The organism is Xylanibacter sp., from assembly GCF_057607445.1.
On record NZ_DBLZAX010000018.1, the window covers coordinates 26,072 to 49,809 of the forward strand.

Genomic DNA, 23,738 nt, shown 5'->3' on the forward strand with positions numbered 1-23,738 from the left:
TTGTTAATTACCTTTAGCAATATCAAGAAGTTTCTTTCCTTTTGCAATAGCGTCATCAATAGTTCCAACATTAAGGAATGCCTGTTCTGGTAAATCATCGACTTCACCATCCAATATAGCATTAAAGCCCTTAATTGTCTCCTCAATTGGCACCATCACACCAGGCAGACCTGTAAATTGCTCAGCAACGGTGAAAGGCTGCGACAAGAAGCGCTGCACACGACGAGCTCTATTAACAGTCAATTTATCCTCATCTGAAAGTTCATCCATACCAAGGATTGCAATAATATCTTGCAGTTCTTTATAATGCTGTAAGATTTCCTTCACTCTCTGTGCGCATTCGTAATGTTCCTTACCAACAATTAGCGGATCCAATATTCTCGAAGTACTACCTAAAGGATCAACTGCAGGATAAATTCCAAGCTCAGCAATCTTTCTACTAAGTTCTGTAGTAGCATCAAGATGAGTAAAAGTTGTTGCTGGTGCAGGGTCAGTCAAGTCATCGGCAGGAACATAAACAGCCTGTACAGAAGTAATACTACCATTTTTGGTTGAAGTAATTCTTTCCTGCATTGTACCCATTTCACTTGCCAATGTCGGCTGATAACCTACGGCTGAAGGCATACGGCCAAGAAGAGCAGACACCTCTGAACCAGCCTGAGTAAACCTGAAGATATTATCAATAAAGAACATAATGTCTGCTGCTTCACCATTCTTTCCGCCATGATCGCGGAATTCCTCTGCAACAGTTAAGCCTGACAAGGCAACAGAAGCACGTGCTCCAGGTGGTTCATTCATCTGTCCATAAACCAATGTTGCTTGAGACATCTTCAATTCTTCAGGATCTACTAACGACAAGTCCCACTTGCCTTCTTCCATTGCTTTTTTAAACTTCTCACCATATCGAATTACGCCAGACTCAAGCATATCACGAATAAGGTCATTACCCTCACGCGTACGCTCACCAACGCCAGCAAACACCGAATATCCATTATGACCTTTTGCAATGTTATTGATAAGCTCCATAATTAAGACAGTTTTACCGACACCGGCTCCACCAAAAAGTCCAATTTTTCCACCTTTCATATAAGGCTCAAGCAAATCAATAACTTTTATACCAGTTGCAAGCATTTCTTTATGCGTTGACAACTCCTCAAAAGTAGGAGCTTCACGATGAATAGGGTATGCGCCTTTCATATCCAAAGTTTTCATACCATCTATAGGCTGGCCTATAACATTCATCATTCGTCCTTTTATCTGTTCTCCTGCAGGCATCAATATTGGATGACCTGTTGAAACTACTTCCAATCCTCTTTTAAGACCGTCAGTATTATCCATTGCAACACATCTAACAGTATCTTCACCGATATGCTGCTGAACTTCAATAACAAGTTCACGTCCATCTTCGCGTGAAATTGTCAACGCATCATGAATTTTGGGCAACACTTTTTCCGGATCTAAGCCACTTGTATCGAAATAGACATCAATAACAGGACCCACAATCTGAGAAATATGCCCTTTTATTTGTTCCATATAGATTTACTTTATTTTTCATGTATTTTTCTAAACGCAAAATTAATCAATTGTTTTATAACTTACAAAGAAAAGAACAAAAACTTTTTATAATAAGTTCAATTGACATAATATAAAGACATTTTTACAACTTATACGTCAGACTATTATATGCTCAACTCATCTAAGACTGTAATTAATTTTTTATCAAAAGGTTTATCTGACCTTATAGCCTCACTCAATGGGACATAAACGACCTCATTATTTCTTACGCCTATCATAACATTACGCTGACCTTGAATGATAGCATCTATTGCCCCCACCCCAGTTCTACTGGCAAGAATGCGGTCATGAGCGGACGGACGTCCTCCACGCTGCAAATGTCCAAGTATTGAAACTCTAACATCGTAATTAGGGAATTCATTACGAACTCTGTCAGCATAATACAAGGCTCCACATTTTGGACTCTCTGAAACGATTACAATACAGCTTTTTTTACTTTTTCTTATACCTCGTTCCATAAACCTCGCCAATTGGTCAACATCCGTTGAGTCCTCTGGTATTATTGCGGCCTCAGCACCTGAAGCAATAGCACTATTCTGAGCCAAGAATCCTGCATCACGTCCCATTACTTCAATGAAAAAAATTCGTTCATGACTTTGGGCAGTATCCCTTATTCTGTCTACACATTCAACAATTGTATTTAGAGTCGTATCATAGCCAATTGTTGAATCTGTACCATACAAATCATTGTCTATAGTTCCCGGTAATCCTATGCAACATACATCATATTCCTGTGCAAAGACCATTGCTCCGGACAACGAGCCATTTCCGCCTATAACGACAAGTGCATCTATTTCATTTTTCAACAAATTGTCATATGCCTTTTTACGTCCTTCTGGAGTTTTGAATTCGTCACATCGTGCAGTTTTCAAAATGGTTCCTCCAGACATTATTATACCACTGACATTCTCTGTTGTAAAATCAACAATCTCATTATTAATAAGACCATCATATCCACGATAAATTCCTTTTACCTTAAATCCCTTGCATATACCGGCACGCGTTACAGCACGAATTGCCGCATTCATTCCTGGAGCGTCTCCGCCGGAAGTCAATACACCTATTGTTTTAATTTTAGCCATATCTATATCATTTAAGAATTAACTCAAAATCCACATAATAAACAGACCAAGCAGCCAAGCAGCCATAGCAACTACACCGACTTTTTTAAAATACCATCCAATATGTATATGTTCCATTTTCATCAATGCCAATCCGCTTACAGAACCTATAAGCAATATATTTCCACCCATTGCTGAGGAATAAGCAATTATTTTCCAAAATATTCCGTTCTGAACGAATGAAGACATATAATTCGGATCTGACGAAAATGCCAAATTAGCAATATCACCCACAGAGTAAAGAGATATTATACTCATACATGTAGCAAATGTATCCAAGAAACAACTAATTACCCCAGTAATTACGCCCATTACCCATACATTATGAATATTGGTATCAACAAATTGTGTCAAATTGGACGTTATTCCAGTTTCGTATATAGCTCCAACAGCAAGCATTATTCCCATTACAAAAAGCATAAGCTGAATAACACCATACTGAAGGACCCTTGGCACAGGACGTTGTATCATCTGATCAGCATTCATTAGCTTGTGGTTAAATATTTCATTTACAATCCATAACACAGATAACACACACAAAGCACCTAGAAAAGGACTTAATTTAGTAATGTTATGGAAAGTAGGTATAAACCACAATCCGCCTATTCCTACAATAAGCATCAATATACGCTGCCAACGATTAAGATTTGTATCATCTCCTCTATAAGGCATTGCAACATATTGTAAGTCTATATGCTCAGGCAAACTTCTACCGAGCCAATAAATCGGTATGACACAAGCTGCTAAACAAGGTAAAGCCAACGATGCAGAGAAATTAGTTGCAGTAACAATACCATTATTCCACAGAATCAAACCATTCGGATCCCCAATAACAGTTAATGCGCCACCACAATTGGCAGCCAGCACAATTGCGCTGCCATAAATCATGCGCTGCCTACGATTAGGCAACAATTTATGCATGATAACAAGCATCATTGTTGTTGTTGTTAAATTGTCAAGATTTGCAGAAATAACAAATGTGATTATAGCCATCATCCATAAAAGTTTATGGCTATTACGCGTTTTTAATAACTCTGATAAGAAATCGAAACATCCATTATTATTCAAAATCTCAACAATTGACATTGTCGCAAATAAGAAAAGTACTATCTCTGCGCCTTTCCCCACATATTTTAGAAATATGTTTTGAGCTATATATTGTTTTACAGCTGTACTGGAAGACGTTGCGCCCCCAAGGAAATCATAATAAGCTTGTTGATGCTGACTCATAACGAAATCAGTTCCATAGCATATATACAACACCCACCCTAATGTACCGATAAACATTGCAATAGCAGCTCGGTTAACATTAGTGACATATCCTGTAGCGATAAGCATATAGCCTATCAACAATATTGAGACTAAAACAAATGCCATAAAAACAATATTAATCAGCTACAAATTTACGAAATAATATTAAAAGCCAAAAATATGACGATAAAAAATATTCGTGTTTAACTAGTTTTTAACCTATACAAAAAGGCATATTGTAATGTCATGCAACAATAAAAATCCCAATACCACAAAATAGTAAAACTATTCAGGTATTGGGACCCACTTGATAAAAACTTATTCAATTTTTACGCACTATTCTTCTGGTACGGCATATCTGTCACCTGAACTTTTCACAATCTCCCTAGCAACATTTTCAGGAAATCCCGGACGTTCGACTGTAGCACCAAGTCCTGTTTCCGTTCTAATGAATCTGCCATCTTCATCTGGCTTTATTGCCATATCATTATATTTCACAATAAGATAAGTCCCAAGCTGTCTCCATCTGTCAATCATCTGTTGAGCCTTGTCTATACTATAATCTGTCAAAAAATCAATAGCTAAAGAAGGATTCTCATCATACAAAACCATTGCCTTGCGCTCTATTTCTGCTTGAGCCGAAAAATAACTGGTTTCTAAAGAATCCCTGACAGACTTTAGAGAACCAAACATTAATGAATAACGTGGATATACCATATTACTAACCCAGTTACAAACCCAAAAAGCATTCTTCATGCTGAATGTAACAGCATCCGCACCTTTAGTATTATAACACTCTGGCTGTGAAGTATTTCCGCAATATACTGGCGTATAAGCAACCATATTACCATCATCATTGCCAAACCAAAGCACACCACCGATTTGTCTTGGAAGCCATGATCTTAATTGAGCAACATAAGAAAATGCTGTTTGTTGTGTTGACGTCGGACGTTCATTAAAATATTCCTTACCATCAACTTTATAGGTTAGAGGCGTTGGTCTATAAGGCATATTCCATACACCTTGACCAGGGTCTTTATCTAAAGAGAACGGAGTTCCTTCATAATGATCTCTCATGCATTCCTGTATATCTTGAACACTAACCTTGCGATTAGGCTTTATCCACAAAGGCATCGGTTCGGCATCTTTAACTTTTCCTTCTGCATAAGGCAAATAACGTTCCATATCTGTCGAGAAGTGGTTAAAAAAGCTCCACACACGAGCCTCGCAGAACCGTCTTCCAGAAAAATCAGGATAAGCATAAGCTTCACAAAAACTAAAATCTGCATCTTTACCACTAAACCATCCTTTTTCTCTTGCAAATGTTATGCAATCTTTTGAAAACATCACATTCTTTTTATCCTTTTGATTAAACGTACGAATACGGCTCTGATTTGCATGAGCACATATAGCATCGTCAGGAATTCTAACAGCTACCCATACAGTCCCCTTGCGTCCAGGTCCCTTTCCTATCATCTCCATTATCCATGCTTCGTTTGGATCACATATTGTAAAAGTCTCTCCGCCGGAACTATATCCATATTTATCGGTTAATGTAGTCATAACTTTTATTGCTTCTCGTGCGGTTTTTGAACGCTGTAAAGCTATATATATCAGAGAGCCATAATCCAAAATACCTGTTGTATCAACAAGTTCCTCTCTTCCCCCAAAAGTCGTTTCACCTATCGAAACTTGATATTCATTAATGTTTCCAATAACATTATAGGTTACCTCTGCTTCAGGTATCTGTCCGTGATAAACATTTGTATCCCAATCATAAATTTTACGTACAGAACCCTTCTCATGTTTACCGGCAGGATAATGACACAGGCCGATGAACAATCCATAGTCATCAGCGTTATAAGAACATATCACCGATCCATCAGCACTAGCTTTCTTGCCTACAATAAAATTGGTACAAGCCCAAGAGCTAAAATAACTAACTAACAAAAAAACTACTAAAACTATCCTTTTCATAAGCGATATAATTATTAATACTTAAAATTTTCCATTATGATTCTTTGGTTATCAAGTTTATCTGCAGCAATAATTTTAAGCATATGCATGCCTCCTGTACGTAAGACAGGAGCATTCTTCAAATTACATACATATATATTATTTTTTTCTTTGTACTCTAAAAGAACAAACTTACCATCTACAAATCCCTTAATATATTTTAATCCACTACCTGAGTCTGATGCTTGAACACGTATATTACCTGAAGTTCCAGATACCGACACATGAGGCGGAACATCATCGTAACAGATTTCATACTCAGCACCTAATTCTCTTATCTTAGTTATGACCCAGCCATCCTTATAAGTTCCACCCATGTATTTATCTATGCCAAAATGACTTACGACGTATAACTTATCCGTATCTTTAACAGGTTTATTCAATTTAATCTTTATTGTTGCCCATCCAAAGATAGGATATGATTTATTATAGAATCGCCATGAGTCTGATAATGATTCTGGTTGAAACTTTACATTAGGGTGCAATTCAACATTATCAGGCAAGGTCCCTTTTGGAAGTAACAAGCTTACCCCCGGACGTTGCAGATGATTAAATCTTTCATAACTCATCAAATTTATCAAATCCGGTTTTCTCTTTTTGGGAATCTGCTGTTTTACACCTTTTACAACAAAAGAATAATCGTAAGAATTACCAAAAACATCAGATATTGTATAAACAAATTTATAATCACGCTCCTGATCAATATTTATTATTCCACTATTATTCAAAGCATGAAGTATCGGCAAGCTATTTCCCGGTTCCTTAAACGACTTCATATACCATACATGCGTCCGGCAATAGTGATCATAATCCCCCCAAGAGTTAACCATCCTATTACAACGAACCGGTATGCTGTCTATGTCACTCTCAAAAACTAACTTTCCATCAACGGTCAACCGGGTATTCCTGATTCCAAGTATTCCATAACTACCTTCCATGTAATCATTCGCCCATATACCAAATCCGACCTCTCCCCAAGCTGTAAATACACGCGACAACGAAGAAGATGCAAAACCATAAGACTGCTTTTGGACCGATCCGCAAAAAACGCCCTTACCTTCAATAGGATAAGCCATAAACGCATGTGCAATAGGCCTTGTCTTATCTACGACATACTCTTTCAAGTACTGCAATGGATCAAGATAACTCCATGTTTTTGTATCATGAAATTCAAGATGCAAATGCGGAGCACGACTTGCTCCGGAATTTCCGCTAACAGCAATAAGTTGTCCTCTGGCAACAGGAAAGTCTGTAGGCTTTAATCTCACATCAACAAAATAGCTTTGGTTTAGATATTGCCATTTCTGCACAATAGCACCAAGCTGCGGTATAAACTTTTTTAAATGACAATATACACTTGTCTTACCACCAGGATGGTTCACATAAACTGCATATCCAAAGCCATCAAGCCCAACAGTTATTCTACTAACATAACCATCAGCTACAGAAAATATCGGTTTGCCTTCAACCTGCTCTGTTCTGATGTCTATTCCGCCATGAAAGTGATTTGGACGCGGCTCACCAAAGTTGCCGGCCAATGAAATTGGATAATTCACGGGAGAACCAAAACTCGTAATTGCAGCAAGAATCAAAGATGAAAACAAACTAAACATTTTCTAAAAACAAAGTTTAAAAACAAATTATAAACATATTTACATACTGAAAGACGTTCTATAGAATGCACTATTAGGGTCAAAAGAGAACGTTTATCAGTATGTAAATATAATTAATCTATTAACAAGCTTTAAAGCTCATATCAAGACACTTAACAGAATGGGTCAATGCCCCGACAGAAACGAAATCGACACCGCATTCAGCATAACTTCTTATCGTATCAAAAGTAATACCTCCACTTGATTCCGTCTCATATTTTCCATTTATCATTTTAACAGCTTTACGCGTATCATCTACAGAAAAATTATCCAACATGATTCTGTCTATACCGCCATGATCAAGCACTTGCTGCAATTCGTCAAAATTACGTACTTCTATCTCAATTTTTAAATCAAGCGAATTTGCTTTCAAATAATCATGACATCTGTCTATTGCGTTATTTATTCCACCGGCAAAATCTACGTGATTATCCTTCAGAAGAATCATGTCAAACAATCCTATACGGTGATTCACTCCTCCACCTATCTTCACAGCCTGCTTTTCGAGCATACGCATACCAGGAGTTGTTTTTCTTGTATCCAAGACATGTGTTTTTGTTCCTTTAAGCAACTCAACATACTTATTTGTGGTTGTTGCTATACCGCTCATTCTTTGCATTATGTTCAGCATGAGACGTTCTGTTTGCAACAAAGATCGTACCTTTCCAGACACAATCATTGCAATATCGCCCTTCTTTACATGAGAGCCATCTTCGATAAGCACTTGCACCTCAAGAGAAGGATCAAATCTTGCAAATACCCTTTTTGCCACTTCCACACCTGCCAGAATACCATCCTCCTTAATAAGCAAATGTGACTTACCCATGGCACTTTCCGGAATACAACACAATGTAGTGTGGTCACCATCACCGATATCCTCGGCAAAAGACAGATCAATAAGTCTGTCTTCTAATTCATCAACTGAATACATATTAAAAAATTTTATTCAAAGTTCTATAAATAAACACCTACGCCTATACGTAAACCGATTTTAGAAAAATCAGAGTGATTCTTAAACGACTGGTCGTAATATACGGCAGGTTCAATCGTTACTGTTCTATTTAAGAAGAATGCATATCCGACTTCTATACCCGGCATCAAATCGTTGTAATTATGATTTGCATGTATCAATTTTGCATTAACACCAAGATACAATCCATTTTGAACTATATAATAGCGTCCTCCAATGCCTATAGAATAAGAATTTGCGACATCATCATTTCCACTATGCTGTATACCAGCCTGAGCTGTTATCATCCAGTCGTCAGCCAAAAGATATCCACCTTTTAAATCAAGACCGATATTAAAATTTTCTGCTCCGCTATAACTAAGATCCAGTCCTGTAAGAGATGCACCAACATAATACTTACCTTGCTCAAACTGAGAATATCCAGAAAGAGCAAACGCCATAAAGGCTATCAACATTACAATTTTTTTCATATATACATTGTTTATTTTTTAGTATCAACGAATATAGAATTAATGAACTGATATAAAACACTATATAAAATTTTACTTTCATACAAATGTATGTTTTTATCATTTTCATTATTCCCTATCATATGCAAAAGTACATATTTAATTTGAAAAACAAAAAAAATAATATAACTTTGCATCATAATCGATTTACAAATATCAAATGAAAATTTCAATCAAGCAATCATTCCTCAATATAGTAATCATATTGTTATTTATATGCTTTTCAGAAACATGCAATTCCCAAAGCTTTGTTTTCAGGCAACATCCCAAATACGAGGTCAGGGCCGTGTGGCTTACAACAATAGGCGGACTTGACTGGCCACACAGCTATGCGCAAACGGAAACATCAATAAAAAAGCAAAAGAAAGAATTAATTGACATACTTGACAAGCTGAAAAAGGCAAATATTAATACTATATTATTCCAGACAAGAATAAGAGGCACGGTTATTTATCCTTCATCCATAGAGCCTTGGGACGGATGCTGTTCCGGCTTTCCTGGCAAATCCCCCGGATATGATCCGTTAGGATTTGCAATAGCAGAATGCCATAAAAGAGGTATGGAACTGCATGCATGGATAGTTACAATTCCTGTAGGAAAATGGAACGGAATAGGCTGTAGAACATTGCGCAATAAATATCCCAACTTAGTAATCAAAAACGGTGGAGAAGGATTTATAGACCCTTCAAATATTTTGGCTGCTCAATATATATCAGATATTTGTAAAGAAATCTCCGACAATTACGATATAGACGGAATACATCTTGATTATATAAGATATCCCGAAAAATGGAAATTGGAGATACCACTTTCTAAAGCAAGAAAAAATATTACAAACATTGTAAAAGAGATTTACAACAAAGTCAAAAGTACAAAACCATGGGTGAAACTAAGCTGTGCTCCAATTGGCAAATACGATGATCTCACCAGATATTCCAGCCGTGGATGGAATGCATATAAAAAAGGATGCCAGGATGCACAAAGCTGGATCAAACAAGGCCTAATGGATCAGCTTTACCCCATGATGTACTTTCGCGGAAATCAATTCTATCCTTTTGCCATAGACTGGAAAGAAAATTGCAATAACAGGACAATAATACCCGGATTGGGCATTTATTTTCTAGATACCTCCGAAGGTAATTGGAATATAGATGAGATTAAGCGTCAAATGTATGTTACGAGAAGTCATGGCATGGGCTATGCCTTCTTTAGGAACAAATTCTTTTATGATAATACCAAAGGGCTGTATTCATTCACAAAAGATGAATTTAATCTATATCCAGCCTTAACTCCTCCAATGGAATGGGCAAAAGCTCCAATGCCACAATCACCACAAAATTTATCTGTAAAAGTTACAGATAAAAATGAAATTATAACATGGGATAAAACAGATAACAATTATGGCGGCATTATGTATAATGTTTACGTCAGTAAGAAATATCCTGTTGATATAAATGACAGCAGGAACATCTTGGCGACAAGGATAAAAGATAACTATATTGCAATTGAAACAGACTCAAAATGCGACCTCTTTTATGCGGTTACTAGTATAGACCGTTATGGCAATGAAAGCATTCCCACACAGCAAAAACAGTCTGACAAATCTGCAATCACAGACAAATTTATTAAAAATGACGGCAAGAAACTTTTATTACCAGACAAAGGGAAAACCTTAGATAGCGAATACGTTATAGTAAAAAGTCTGGCAGGTAATATAATTTCAATACATCCATACAAAGGCAAATATGCAGATATAAGCAATCTTGAGAATGGGTGTTACATTCTATTATCATTAAATAAAAAAGACATAGCACATAGATTAGGATACTTTATGATTAAAAGATAACACTTCGAATGGATGTTGTTTATTCCTATACGCTTTTGTTTGTTCCACAAAAGCGTGGTCAGTAAAAATTTTAACATCAAATATTCATTTAAAATAACTCAATGAGTTTTATGCAAAAACTCATTGAGTTATAACTAAAAACCCATTGATTTTCATTAATGAAACCAATGGGTTTATAAGTCTATAATTCGACATTAAATTAATTATATTTATTATAACATTACCACAAGAAATATAAAATCATCAAGTTATATTTATAATCAGACAAACAACAATATTATTATTGGATAATATATAAAACTACACAACAAAGTTTCGTTATTATCACTTTTTCTTATGCCTCATTTTATCTGCAGCTCGTTTAAAGATCTGCCGATGGAAACGCTCTTCTGCTTTCACAATGTCATAGACTTTGCCCGCAGGTAATATCTGCATAAATTTTTCATGATAAGTTTTCTGAAGTTGTTTTATTTCAATTTCACACTTATCACGCTTCATAAGATTCTTTTTGCATTCAGCATCCGTTGTCGGCTTTATTCGTTTTAACTTTTTAAGTTCATCATGAATTGACCGCTGCTTACGTAACATCTCCGAATAAAGCGGAAAGAATTCTGAAGCCTCTTTTGGAGACAAGCCCGCCTTTCGTGTGATATACTGCTCTAATTCTGCTTGAAAACGTTCTGGTGTAAAATGTCTATTCTTATTCTGTGCATCTGATATATTAAATGCTAATATAAAGAATAAACAAATTATAAATCTTCTCATTTTATTATTATCATTCATTTTCCACATAAGAATAAATGTCATCATTATCAAGCATGGCATAATCTGAAATTTCGTCTAAAATATAATCAGCATAAACTGAAGATGACATATTTTCTGATATATTGTCTGCGTGATTCTGATAAGATTCTTTTTCTAAACTATTAAAATATATTGTTCCGGAAACTAGAAGAACCGCAGCAAAACATGCGGCCCACTTCAATGGACGCATAAACGCTTTTATTGCAGGGCGCTTATTAGGTACGGCTGGCTCAACCACGTTCTGCATCAGACTCTTCTCCAAAGAATCAAAATAGCCTTCAGGAACTTTGAATGGCCGCTGGCTGCCAAATTTTTGTTTAAGCAATTGTTCTTCTTTCATAATAAATAATTATTATTCTTTTATTCTATGACGGAACTTCCCATTAAAAGTTTAATTGCCTGTCAAAAAAAGTCATTCATGTAGATGAAAATAATCCGAAATCTTTTTTACTGCAATATGATACGAGGCCTTCAACGCGCCTTCTGAGGTGTTGAGAATTTCACTGATTTCACTATATTTCATATTATCGAAATATTTCAAATTGAAAACCGTCCTCTGTACATCAGGCAATGTCGCAACAGCCTCTAACAATAATGCATGTGCCTCATCACCATCAAAATACTCATCAGCCATAAGAGTCTTTGAAACCGACGGTGACTCTGAAATATCTATAGTTGAATTATTTTTATTTTTGCGCAAATAATCTAAAGCCTCATTTATGGCAATACTGCACAGCCACGTAAATAACTTTGATTTATTATGAAAAGAATCAATATTATTCCATGCTTTAAGAAACGTATTTTGCAACACATCATTAGCGTCTTCATGACATAGAACAATATAACGTATCTTCCAATACAATCGTTCACCATATAACTTTACGATTGCATCAAAAGCTTTACGCCTTGTAGTTTCAGAGGCCAGCATCCTGCATATTAAATCTTCACTTAATGCCATATTATTCAATAAACGGAGACAATTTCTCTATCAGGACATCGTCATAGCCATAAACATCATCATAATAGCATAATTGTCCACAAATGCCATCATAAACAGTATAATAGGTAATATATAATGGTATTGGCGGATTTACATTCAAAGTATTTACGAGACGTTTTCTGTCTATATTTCTCTTCTTCAACGAATCTACATCATTAATGAAATCAACAGACATTGAATACTGTAATCTGTCTTCCATCTCCTCTGCACGTTCGCCTAATAAGAATAAAGCCAGTTCCAGAGGACGCTCTACTCTAACACAACCATGGCTCACAGCTCTTTGGGTGCGCTTGAACGCCCATGGTGCAGAGGTGTCATGAAGAAAGACGGAAAAATTATTATCAAATCTGAAAATAATACGCCCTAAAGAGTTCTTTTTACCTCCAGCCTGAACAATATATTGATCATTTGACATTATTCTATCATATGAGACCTGCTCAGGAGCCAACTTACCCTTTTCTCTGTCCAAAACAAACATCCCCATTTTATGCATATAAGAATAATTATGCAAAAATCCTTTGGAAATGCTTTTAGGAACAATCCATTGCGGATTTACATCCATGCGCTTAATCCAGCTGGTAAGTATCGGAGTCTTGAAATTAATCTCGCCACAACATACCTTCATTGTTTGCGATTTTTCACCATCAAAAGCGTATAATTCAAATGAAGGTATATTCACAACTATATATTTATTGTGCAAATCTGTATTAGGCATTCCACGCAAACGCCATCGACACCGTTCAATATTACACAATATTCTTAACCGTTCAGATTTGGTTAAATTCGGATTATCTAACTCTTTCAACAACTTACCGACCAAACGTCCTTTAGGAAGGGTTGTATGCCAGAACTCAGCTACACTGTCATTCAAAATATGGCTGATGGCTCTAAAATAGAATTTTTTGTCCGGGCGTAATACTTTTAAATCACACAATTGTCTGAATCGTGTTGTCAAAGAATCCGCCTGATACTCTTCCAAACTATTATATAAATAATCAGGATTAACAAAGCCAAAATACTGTCCTGCAGAATATCTTAAAAAGGCTTTTGTCAGGTTATACTCTAAACGAGCCAAAATTCGGTTTAGATTATCATTTGAAGACTCTATGTCTAAACTACGTGCCAAGTAAAGATCCTTTTCTATTTTAGAGACACGAAAAGCGTCTTTGCTCAATCCATAATAATCAATGCCCTTAAGAAGACTCAAAAGAGTATCTGCACGGTCATATATACCATAACGGTTTATCCACAAAAACGGTTGTTGCTCTTTATAATATTTATTTACAAACCCATCCATGGGCAATGCGACTCCGTCTTCACTTGCAATTTTGGATATATGTTCACGTATATCAACTATGTCCAAAGAATACTTTTCATCCCGTAAATCTGAAAATGTATCTAAATTAATATTTTTGTCATGATTATTTGTCGCGTCATGACAAGATGACACGAGCAGACACAAAAGTATAAGGTAAAATAACTTTAACAAAACAGACAAAATACTACTTAACCGAAATCTTCCTTACGACTTTACCAACTTTAACAATATAACAGCCTTTAGGCAAATTCAAATCGTAATATCTATCTGAACCATCAACTTTTATGGACATTATTTTTACTCCGGCAACATTGTATATATACAACATCTGCCCATTGGCTCCAACAACGCGAATTGACGATGAATTAACAGAGATTGAAACGCTCTGACTTTCAACATCAATTATCTCTATTGCCGAATTGGAATTGGCAACAGAAGGAGTTGCGACAGACAACAGCAACACTGCAGACAGAATAAAAAGTAAGTTTCTTAACATAAAAGCTTCTTTTTTATTACCGCAAAGATAAAATATTTTTACGATATAACAAAATATTATACGTTTTTTTTTACTTACACATCAAAAACAGCCATTTCATTCGCTAAATCTGTATTCGGGAAGAGTTCTTGAGCTTCCTTTAGAATAACATCTTCATTTTCATAGCGCGCAGAAAAATGTCCGACAACAAGTCTTTTAACCTTTGCCTTCAATGCCACCATGGCCGCCTGTCTTGCTGTACTATGATAATATAACTTTGCCCTATTCTCGTTTTCACTACAATAAGTTGCCTCATGATACAGCAAATCCACATTTTCCACCATCCTGTATAGTTCCGGCATGTATCTGGTGTCAGAACAATACGCATATGATCTTGGCGGATCCGCAGGGAAGGTAAGATAAGAATTTGGAATTACGTCGCCGTCAGCAGTAATCCAGTCTGCCCCATTTTTTATGTTATTACGCTGGCATTCAGGTATGCCATAAAAGTCTATCATATCGCGTCTTATATGCGGTAAGGTCGGTTTCTCACGGAATAAATATCCGCAACACGCAACACGATGTTCTAGAGGTATAGAGCTAACCGTAAGACTTTTATCCTCATATATCACATCATTACGCTTCGTATCTACCACATGAAATACAACTTCATATTCCAATCCATTACAGAACAGGTCCAGTTGCTGCTGCAATATAGGGAAAAAGTCTTTAGGCGCAAACACATGCAAAGGACTTATACGGCCAAGCATACCCAGCGTAGAAATCAGGCCGATAAGACCGAAACAATGATCTCCGTGCAGATGACTTATAAAGATGGCAGAAAGTTTATTGAAATTAATACGTGAACGCCTTAATTGCACTTGTGTTCCTTCACCACAATCAACCATAAACATCTTATCACGGACAAGAACAACCTGCGAAGAAGCATTATGCTTCAACGTAGGCAAAGCACTGCCGCATCCTAATATATAGACTTTAAATGGCTGCATGTATTTTATATATTACACAAGATACACAAACTATTTAGCCTCTTTCGACAGACGTTTATAGCCATAGATTCCTTCTGTATTCTCCAGATAAAGTGAATCTGCACCCAAAGAATAGATGTCAAATGTATCTGACGATAAAATCAGCTTACCATTTAATATCTTCCATTCTGTATACGGCTTCGGCTCCTTCATACTACCTTCAACGACCCCGCCCTCACAAATTTCAAAACTCTTGTCAAGGCTGACCCATTTACCCAATAGAGACGTAAGGTTAATTACCTTTTCTGCAAAAAGTCCTTCCTCACTTTTCGGACCCGAGATCACTGCCAGCCGGTCACCAACAAACAATCCTCCTTGAACGTTTGAGCACGTATCAAGTCCCTCCAATGTATATGTCAAGGTGTCTCCCTTATCTGTAATCAGTTCAAGTGTGTGCATTGCAGTACCTTCACCACATTTGCCATACACGGTAGTGTCTGCTATTTCGTTATCAGAAACATTCTCAACTACAGCCTTTGCATTTTTTTTATTGTCACATCCTATCGCTACAATGCAGCACAACAAGAAAGCCAAACTAAGTTTACTCATAATTGTATTATTTATTCGTTTTTTCTTCTTTTTTAGCTTCATTCCATAGTTCATCCATTTCAGCCAAAGTCATCTCTGTCAATGGCTTACCAACTTTTATAGAATGATTTTCTATATAGTTAAAACGTCTGATAAACTTCTGATTTGTATGTTCAAGAGCCGTATCAGGATTTAAATGATAAAGACGTGCTGCATTTATGACACTAAACAAGAAATCACCCAACTCTTTTTCAGAAGCTTCATTATCATCCTTACGCAATTCTGCTTCAAGCTCAGAAAGTTCTTCTCTCACTTTAGCCCAGACATCGCCCTTATCTTGCCAGTCAAAACCGACATTACGAGCTTTATCCTGTATGCGATAAGCTTTAATAAGTGAAGGCAGTGCAGCCGGCACACCGGAAAGAACACCCTTATTACCATCCTTTTCCTTTAATTTTATCTGTTCCCAGTTCTCCAAAACCTTATCTACTGTATCAGCTTTCACATTACCATAGACATGCGGATGTCTGAAAATAAGCTTATCAGCCTGCATGTTACATACATCAGCAATGTCAAAATCTCCTGTCTCGCTGCCTATAAGTGCATAAAAACAAACATGCATAAAGACATCTCCAAGTTCTTTGCATATATTTTTCTTGTCGTCTTTCATCAAGGCGTCACACAATTCAAACACCTCTTCTATCGTATTTGGCCTAAGGCTCTCATTTGTTTGCTTTTTATCCCACGGACATTTTTCGCGTAACGTATCAAGTACATCCAATAAACGTCCAAATGCTTCAAGTTTTTCTTCCTTTGTATGCATAATATGTATTTTAGTTATGCAAATGTAGATATTTTCCACGAATATTTTGTACATTTGCAACGTTTTTTATTGAATTAGGCAAAATAAATAAAAATAAGATAAGAAATGGAACTTGCAAGTAAGTACGACCCAAAAGATGTAGAGTCAAAATGGTATCAATATTGGCTTGACAATAAGCTTTTCAGCAGTAAACCTGACGGAAGAGAGCCTTACACCATAGTTATTCCTCCACCTAATGTAACGGGAGTGCTCCATATGGGACACATGCTCAACAATACTATTCAGGACATTTTGGTAAGACGTGCCAGAATGGAAGGCAAAAATGCCTGCTGGGTGCCAGGAACAGACCATGCATCTATTGCTACAGAAGCAAAAGTTGTAAACAAGTTGGCACAGGAAGGTATAAAGAAGACCGACTTGACACGCGACGATTTTCTTAAGCATGCATGGGACTGGACAAATGAGCACGGTGGAATAATCTTAAAGCAGTTAAGAAAACTTGGTGCAAGCTGCGATTGGGACAGAACAGCATTCACCATGGACGAAAAACGCTCCAAAGGAGTGATAAAGGTATTCTGCGATTTGTATAACAAAGGACTTATCTATCGTGGAGTACGAATGGTGAACTGGGATCCTAAAGCCCAGACCGCCCTTAGCGACGAGGAAGTTATTTATAAGGACGAACACAGCAAACTGTATTACCTTAGATACAAGGTTGTTGAAGAACCTGAAAAATATGCCATTGTTGCAACTACACGTCCTGAAACAATCATGGGCGATACAGCTATGTGCATAAACCCTGACGACCCGAAAAACACATGGTTAAAAGGAAAACACGTAATCGTTCCTTTAGTAAATCGTCAGATACCAGTCATCGAAGACAGCTATGTTGATATAGAATTTGGAACAGGTTGTCTGAAAGTTACACCGGCACACGACATAAATGACCATGCATTAGGTCTGAAACACAATTTGGAATCGATCGATATCTTTAACGATAACGGAACAATATCTGAAGCAGCCGGTCTGTATGTCGGCATGGACAGAATGGATGTCAGAGCTCAAATTGAAAAAGATCTTAAAGAAGCCGATCTGCTTGAAAAGGTTGAAGACTATAACAACAAAGTTGGCTTCTCTGAAAGAACTAATGTACCAATAGAGCCAAAACTCTCAACACAGTGGTTCCTGAAAATGCAACACTTTGCTGACATGGCACTTCCACCGGTTATGAATGATGAAATTAAATTCTATCCGGCAAAATATAAGAACATTTATCGCCATTGGATTGAAAACATTAAAGACTGGTGCATAAGCCGCCAGCTATGGTGGGGACATCGCATTCCGGCATATTACCTACCTAACAATGGCGGATTTGTTGTTGCAGAAACTCCGGAGGAAGCACTTACTATGGCCAAGGAAAAAAGCGGCAACAACGATCTGACCATAGATGACCTGAAACAGGATGAGGACTGCCTTGACACATGGTTCTCATCATGGCTGTGGCCCATATCCGTTTTCAACGGCATCAACGATCCTGACAACGAAGAAATAAAATATTATTATCCTACTTCAGATCTTGTTACCGCACCAGATATCATCTTCTTCTGGGTTGCTCGCATGATAATGGCCGGATATGAATATAAAGGAACATTCCCGTTTAAGCATGTGTACTTCACAGGTATTGTACGTGACAAGCTTGGCCGTAAAATGAGCAAGAGTTTAGGTAACAGCCCTGACCCTATAGAACTTATCGACAAGTTCGGAGCCGATGGCGTTCGTATGGGAATGATGTTGTCAGCACCTGCCGGCAACGACATTCTCTTCGATGAGAGTCTATGTGAACAGGGAAGAAACTTCAATAATAAGATATGGAACGCATTCCGTCTGATTAAGGGATGGGAAGTTTCAGATGCAGAACAGCCCACATCAAACAAGACTGCCGTAAAATGGTTTGAGGCCAAACTTAAAATCACTAACGACGAAGTAAATGACCTGTTTAAAAAATATCGCATATCTGAGGCATTAATGGCCGTTTACCGTCTCTTCTGGGATGAGTTCTCAAGTTGGTATCTCGAGATGATAAAGCCTAACTACGGCACACCTATCGACCGCAATACATACGACATGACGCTGAAGTTCTTTAATGAGCTTTTGAAGATGCTACATCCGTTCATGCCGTTCATAACAGAAGAATTATGGCAGCATATATATGAACGCAAAGAAGGTGAAAGCATTATGCGTGATTGTCTGTCAATTCCGGCCTCAACAAAAGAAGATGAGAATCTGGTAGCAGACATTGAAAATGTTAAACAGATAATCAGTAACATCAGAACAATAAGAAATCAAAAGAACATATCACCCAAAGAGGAACTTGAACTGCAGGCTATCGGTGAAAATAAATATGCCGCATATGACGATATTACAATAAAGATGGCAAACTTAAAGTCCATAAATATTGCGGAGGGCAAGTCTGCCGATACAATACAGTTTATGGTCGGCACTGATGAATATGCAGTACCTGTAGGTGATCTTATTGATGTTGAAGCAGAGATTGAAAAGCAGGAAGCACAACTAAAGCATCTGGAAGGTTTCCTTGCAGGTGTAATGAAAAAGCTTTCAAACGAAAAATTTGTTGCTCATGCCCCTGAAGCTGTTGTAGCATTAGAAAGAAAGAAACAGCATGACTCTGAAGAAAAGATAGCAATGTTGAAAGAATCACTTGCTAAATTAAAAAACAAGTAATATAAATAAAACCAGAAATGCTCAAGAGTATTTCTGGTTTTTATTTTAATGGTATTGGTTTCAATTGCCACAAGCGCAACAAGGCTGTAAATCACTTTACCATAAAGTGAACCTTGAAACAAAAACAGAGCAATTACGAAAGGGCACATATTGCAATGCAAAACATACGCTTTTACTTTGCAATATGTGCCCTTTTACTACCTGATATGCCGTATTTTGCAACAGCCGTAACGACCTTGCATGGCGCAAGTGTATAACACGCTGATATTCAGAATAATATTCAAAGTACATCAATCATGACTATATGTATTTAAAGCACCAATATATACTTTTGAATATTTATTGGCAAAATAATGCGGACGCTCATTCGTCATGACATTATTTACTTCACAAACATTATTACGCTTTATTTATATAGTCAACGATCCACTCTCCTACTTCTCTCGTGCCATAAAATTCACCTCCTTCTACCTGGATTTCAGGAGTACGTACATTGGCGTCAAGTGAAGCATCAACGGCCTTACGTATAAGCAATCCCTCATCTTTCAGACCAAAATACTCAAAAAGCATAGCCACTGATAAAATCTGAGCCAGAGGATTAGCGATGTTTTTGCCTGCAGCCTGCGGCCATGATCCATGTACAGGTTCGAAGACCGGAGTGCCTTCTCCTGTAGAAGCTGATGGCAGCAAGCCCATACTTCCAGAAATACAGCTACCCTCATCTGTGAGGATATCTCCAAAAGTATTTTCCGTAACGATTACATCAAAGAAGGTTGGTTCTACAATCATACGCATAGAAGCATTGTCCACAAACATATAATCAGTTATAACATCCGGGTATTCTTTTTCAATTTCTTTAGCAACTTGACGCCAAAGTCTGCTTGAAGCCAGCACGTTTGCTTTGTCAACAACAGTAACATGGTGTTTGCGCTTAATCGCATATTGATATGCTACCCTTAAAATACGTTCTACTTCCGGACGTGTATAATAATTTGTATCATACGCCTTTTCATCATCCTGATATTTTTCACCAAAATACATGCCACCGGTAAGCTCTCTTATACATATAAAATCTGCATTTTTTATTATCTCATCTTTCAATGGAGATTTATGCAACAGACACTCAAATGTTTGTACGGGCCTAACATTTGCAAAAAGTCCCAACTTTTTACGCATAGCTAACAGGCCCTGCTCAGGACGAACTTTAGCCCTAGGATCATTATCAAAACGAGGGTCACCTACAGCAGCAAACAACACCGCATCAGCCCACTTGCATATATTAAACGTATCATCAGGAAATGGGTCACCGACCAAATCTATCGCATGTGCTCCACATATAGCCTCTTGATACTCTATTTTATGTCTGAATTTTTCAGCAATGGCATCTATGACATCAACACCCTGCTTAATAATTTCCGGTCCGATACCATCACCAGGAAGAACAGCTATTTTAAGATTCATGATTATTTATTTAATGGTTTATTCTTTATCACTTCATAAAAACACCTATTCGATCATATAAATTACAATATTCCCATTATTCCACTTTAAACATTCTGCTTACAGATGCGCCATTATTATATTCTAATTATAATTTCATACATTATAACATCTAAAATGGTAATGGACCGTTATCTGGAATATCACCAATATACGGCGACGGGCCCAAATCATCTCCATTAATCTTCGAACCAATAATCTCTCCTCCACCGATTGGCGACTTATCAGAATCTGTTGGATTCTCAAAACGCGTAAACTCTCCACGGAAATTCAACAACACATCCCCTGTACCACCTTTACGGTGTTTAGCTATAATAATCTGAGCCTTTCCGTGAAGATCGTTTCCTTTTTCATCAGTAAAAATTCTGTAATATTCCGGTCGGTGAACAAACAGCACCATATCGGCATCCTGCTCAATCGCACCAGACTCACGCAAGTCACTGAGTTGAGGCCGCTTTCCGTCTATACCTTCACGTCCTTCTACAGTACGGTTCAACTGAGACAAAGCCAATACAGGAATGTCCAACTCCTTTGCAAGTCCCTTCAATGAGCGGCTGATGGTTGACACCTCTTCCTGTCTGCTTCCAAAACGTGCTCCGTTGGCATTCATAAGCTGCAAATAGTCTATCATTATTACTTGCACTCCTTTTTCTCTTACTAGACGTCTTGCCTTTGTTCTTAATTCAAAAATAGACATACCCGGAGTGTCGTCAATATAAATCGGCGCAGCCTGAAGTTTTCTTACGTTCTTATCAAGTCGTTTCCATTCTTCATCATCCAGCTGTCCATTAAGTATTTTCTTACCTTCAATCTCACATACATTAGATATCAGACGGTTAACCAGCTGAACATTGTTCATTTCCAATGAAAAGAATGCTATAGGCGTATCGTAATCAACAGCAATATTTTTTGCCAAAGATAATGCAAATGAGGTTTTACCCATAGCCGGACGACCAGCTATAATAACCAAATCGCTTCTTTGCCATCCGGATGTATAATCATCTAATTTGGCATACCCAGTAGGAATACCCGTTAATCCACCTTTGTTTGCTGCAGCTTTTTGCAAGATTTCGACAGCCTGTTTTACTACAGGATCTATTTGGGTATAATCCTGCCTCATGTTTTTTTGTGACAGTTCAAATAGTGAACCCTCAGCCTCCTGCATAAGCTCATCTACATCTACAGTTTCATCAAAGGCCTTTGTCTCGATTACACTCGCAAAGGAAATTAATTGCCGAGCCAAATATTTTTGTGCTAAAATCTTAGCATGATATTCAATATGTGCAGATGATGCCACACGTTCACTTAACTCCAATATATAGCCAGCTCCACCAATGTCATCTAGAGTTCCCTCGCGCTTCAATTCTTCAACAACAGTCATAATATCCACAGGATCTTCATTCAAACTTAGAGTTTGAATAGCCTTGTATATTTTCTGACTACGCGGTTCGTAAAAAGTTTCGGGATGCAAAATCTCACTAACAACGGAAAAGGCATCCTTATCAACCATCAAGGCTCCAAGGACCATCTTTTCTATATCAACAGCCTGAGGCTGCATATGGATGCTATTATTATTTACTTTACGGGTTTTCTTATTTTCAGGCATAATATTTACATAATAATTTGCGCAAAATTACAAATAAATCTTCGGTTTAAGACTATTAAATTCAATTTAAATAGTTACCTTTACAAACAAAAATAAAAATGACTATGATTCAACGACCATGTGCAAAAATAAATTTAGGCCTTAATATTGTCAGCAAAAGGCCTGACGGATATCATAATCTAGAAACAGTGTTTTATCCAATAAATCTAAATGACGAGATATGTATTGAACCTGTACTTGATAAAGAAATCACAAAGTACCAATGTTCTTTAAGTATAAAAGGGATTAATATAGAAGGCGATTTACAACAAAACTTAATTGTTAAAGCTTATAATATTCTAAAGAAATACTATCCACAAATTCCAAATGTCAATGTAACCCTTACCAAAAATATTCCAACGCAAGCCGGCATGGGTGGAGGTTCGTCTGATTGTGCGTATACAATAAAAATGTTAAACGAGATGTTTAACCTGAAAATGTCAATAAAAGACATGCAATCTTTTGCATCTAAATTAGGTGCAGACTGCCCTTTTTTCATAAATCCACAGCCATCATACGCAACGGGCATCGGAGAGATATTGACACCTATAGACATCAATTTGAGCAAATATAAAATTGCGATTGTAAAACCTCCCGTAATGATAAGTACGAAAGAGGCTTTTTCAAACATCATAGTTAAACAGCCAATAAAATGCTGCAAAGAAATCGTAGCACAGCCGATAGAAACATGGAAAGAAGAACTGATAAACGATTTTGAAAATAGCATCTGCACTATACATCCAGAAATAGGTAGAATTAAAAACAGGCTATATGATTTAGGCGCTATTTACGCTTCAATGACGGGAAGTGGAAGTGCTTTATTCGGTATATTTGAAAAAGAGATAGGAAATCTTGATCGCATATTTGAAGATTGTTACACACACATTGTTTAATATTGAAATAGTCCAAGATTT

Annotated in this window: 20 protein-coding genes; 3 read left to right on the forward strand and 17 right to left on the reverse strand. The window is 37.1% G+C overall.

The genetic code is table 11. The features are described from left to right. Positions 1-3: 3 nt before the first annotated feature. The 7 genes from atpD to ACZMIG_RS12530 all read right to left on the reverse strand — a co-directional run bounded on the left by atpD (position 4) and on the right by ACZMIG_RS12530 (position 9,055). Positions 4-1,533 (reverse strand): F0F1 ATP synthase subunit beta, encoded by a 1,530-nt coding sequence (atpD, locus tag ACZMIG_RS12500; RefSeq protein ID WP_021854289.1) that lies wholly within the window; start codon positions 1,531-1,533, stop codon positions 4-6. A 146-nt stretch (positions 1,534-1,679) separates the two neighbouring features. Beyond that, on the reverse strand, positions 1,680-2,657 hold the full coding sequence (gene pfkA / locus ACZMIG_RS12505) for a 6-phosphofructokinase (RefSeq protein WP_021854288.1): 978 nt from the start codon (positions 2,655-2,657) through the stop codon (positions 1,680-1,682). 18 nt (positions 2,658-2,675) lie between these two features. Beyond that, positions 2,676-4,073: an SLC13 family permease gene (locus tag ACZMIG_RS12510; RefSeq protein WP_288951009.1), complete on the reverse strand. Its 1,398-nt coding sequence runs from the start codon at positions 4,071-4,073 to the stop codon at positions 2,676-2,678. A 210-nt stretch (positions 4,074-4,283) separates the two neighbouring features. Further along, entirely contained in the window at positions 4,284-5,924 is a 1,641-nt protein-coding gene (locus tag ACZMIG_RS12515; protein ID WP_302698272.1) for a C69 family dipeptidase, read from the reverse strand. Between the two features lie 14 nt (positions 5,925-5,938). Further along, on the reverse strand, positions 5,939-7,576 hold the full coding sequence (locus tag ACZMIG_RS12520) for a M23 family metallopeptidase (RefSeq protein ID WP_302698271.1): 1,638 nt from the start codon (positions 7,574-7,576) through the stop codon (positions 5,939-5,941). A gap of 121 nt (positions 7,577-7,697) precedes the next feature. After that, positions 7,698-8,546: a carboxylating nicotinate-nucleotide diphosphorylase gene (nadC, locus tag ACZMIG_RS12525; protein ID WP_021854284.1), complete on the reverse strand. Its 849-nt coding sequence runs from the start codon at positions 8,544-8,546 to the stop codon at positions 7,698-7,700. A 23-nt stretch (positions 8,547-8,569) separates the two neighbouring features. Then, on the reverse strand, positions 8,570-9,055 hold the full coding sequence (locus ACZMIG_RS12530) for an outer membrane beta-barrel protein (protein ID WP_053398334.1): 486 nt from the start codon (positions 9,053-9,055) through the stop codon (positions 8,570-8,572). Between the two features lie 199 nt (positions 9,056-9,254). Here ACZMIG_RS12530 and ACZMIG_RS12535 point away from each other — a divergent pair, with 199 nt between their 5' ends. After that, positions 9,255-10,940, forward strand: coding sequence for a glycoside hydrolase family 10-like protein (locus tag ACZMIG_RS12535; RefSeq protein WP_487889647.1), 1,686 nt, complete (start codon positions 9,255-9,257; stop codon positions 10,938-10,940). A gap of 324 nt (positions 10,941-11,264) precedes the next feature. On the opposite strand, the gene ACZMIG_RS12540 is transcribed toward ACZMIG_RS12535, so the two are convergent. From ACZMIG_RS12540 to mazG, 8 genes are all read right to left on the reverse strand, one after another. Next, positions 11,265-11,705, reverse strand: a complete 441-nt coding sequence (locus ACZMIG_RS12540) for a hypothetical protein (protein ID WP_239684896.1) — start codon at positions 11,703-11,705, stop codon at positions 11,265-11,267. Between the two features lie 10 nt (positions 11,706-11,715). After that, positions 11,716-12,084, reverse strand: a complete 369-nt coding sequence (locus tag ACZMIG_RS12545; protein WP_021854280.1) for a hypothetical protein — start codon at positions 12,082-12,084, stop codon at positions 11,716-11,718. 72 nt (positions 12,085-12,156) lie between these two features. Continuing rightward, on the reverse strand, positions 12,157-12,702 hold the full coding sequence (locus tag ACZMIG_RS12550; RefSeq protein WP_287602035.1) for an RNA polymerase sigma factor: 546 nt from the start codon (positions 12,700-12,702) through the stop codon (positions 12,157-12,159). Between the two features lies 1 nt (position 12,703). Then, entirely contained in the window at positions 12,704-14,107 is a 1,404-nt protein-coding gene (locus tag ACZMIG_RS12555; protein WP_303054129.1) for a L,D-transpeptidase family protein, read from the reverse strand. Between the two features lie 139 nt (positions 14,108-14,246). Next, positions 14,247-14,558: a T9SS type A sorting domain-containing protein gene (locus ACZMIG_RS12560; RefSeq protein ID WP_021854277.1), complete on the reverse strand. Its 312-nt coding sequence runs from the start codon at positions 14,556-14,558 to the stop codon at positions 14,247-14,249. Between the two features lie 74 nt (positions 14,559-14,632). Beyond that, positions 14,633-15,547: a ribonuclease Z gene (locus ACZMIG_RS12565; RefSeq protein ID WP_021854276.1), complete on the reverse strand. Its 915-nt coding sequence runs from the start codon at positions 15,545-15,547 to the stop codon at positions 14,633-14,635. A gap of 30 nt (positions 15,548-15,577) precedes the next feature. Then, positions 15,578-16,135 (reverse strand): lipocalin-like domain-containing protein, encoded by a 558-nt coding sequence (locus ACZMIG_RS12570; protein ID WP_021854275.1) that lies wholly within the window; start codon positions 16,133-16,135, stop codon positions 15,578-15,580. A gap of 7 nt (positions 16,136-16,142) precedes the next feature. After that, entirely contained in the window at positions 16,143-16,937 is a 795-nt protein-coding gene (gene mazG, locus ACZMIG_RS12575; RefSeq protein WP_487889654.1) for a nucleoside triphosphate pyrophosphohydrolase, read from the reverse strand. 105 nt (positions 16,938-17,042) lie between these two features. Between mazG and ACZMIG_RS12580 the strand changes: the two genes are divergently transcribed. After that, positions 17,043-19,679 carry a valine--tRNA ligase gene (locus ACZMIG_RS12580; RefSeq protein ID WP_487889648.1) on the forward strand — a complete coding sequence of 879 codons (2,637 nt, stop codon included), beginning with the start codon at positions 17,043-17,045 and terminating at the stop codon, positions 19,677-19,679. Between the two features lie 399 nt (positions 19,680-20,078). Here ACZMIG_RS12580 and leuB read toward each other — a convergent pair whose 3' ends face one another. Both leuB and dnaB read right to left on the reverse strand, forming a co-directional pair. Continuing rightward, complete coding sequence (gene leuB, locus ACZMIG_RS12585; RefSeq protein ID WP_021854271.1) at positions 20,079-21,140, reverse strand: 3-isopropylmalate dehydrogenase; 1,062 nt, start codon at positions 21,138-21,140, stop codon at positions 20,079-20,081. Positions 21,141-21,291: 151 nt separating this feature from the next. After that, on the reverse strand, positions 21,292-22,785 hold the full coding sequence (dnaB, locus tag ACZMIG_RS12590; protein ID WP_125104149.1) for a replicative DNA helicase: 1,494 nt from the start codon (positions 22,783-22,785) through the stop codon (positions 21,292-21,294). Between the two features lie 104 nt (positions 22,786-22,889). Between dnaB and ispE the strand changes: the two genes are divergently transcribed. Further along, entirely contained in the window at positions 22,890-23,717 is an 828-nt protein-coding gene (gene ispE, locus ACZMIG_RS12595) for a 4-(cytidine 5'-diphospho)-2-C-methyl-D-erythritol kinase (protein WP_487889649.1), read from the forward strand. Positions 23,718-23,738 lie beyond the last annotated feature (21 nt).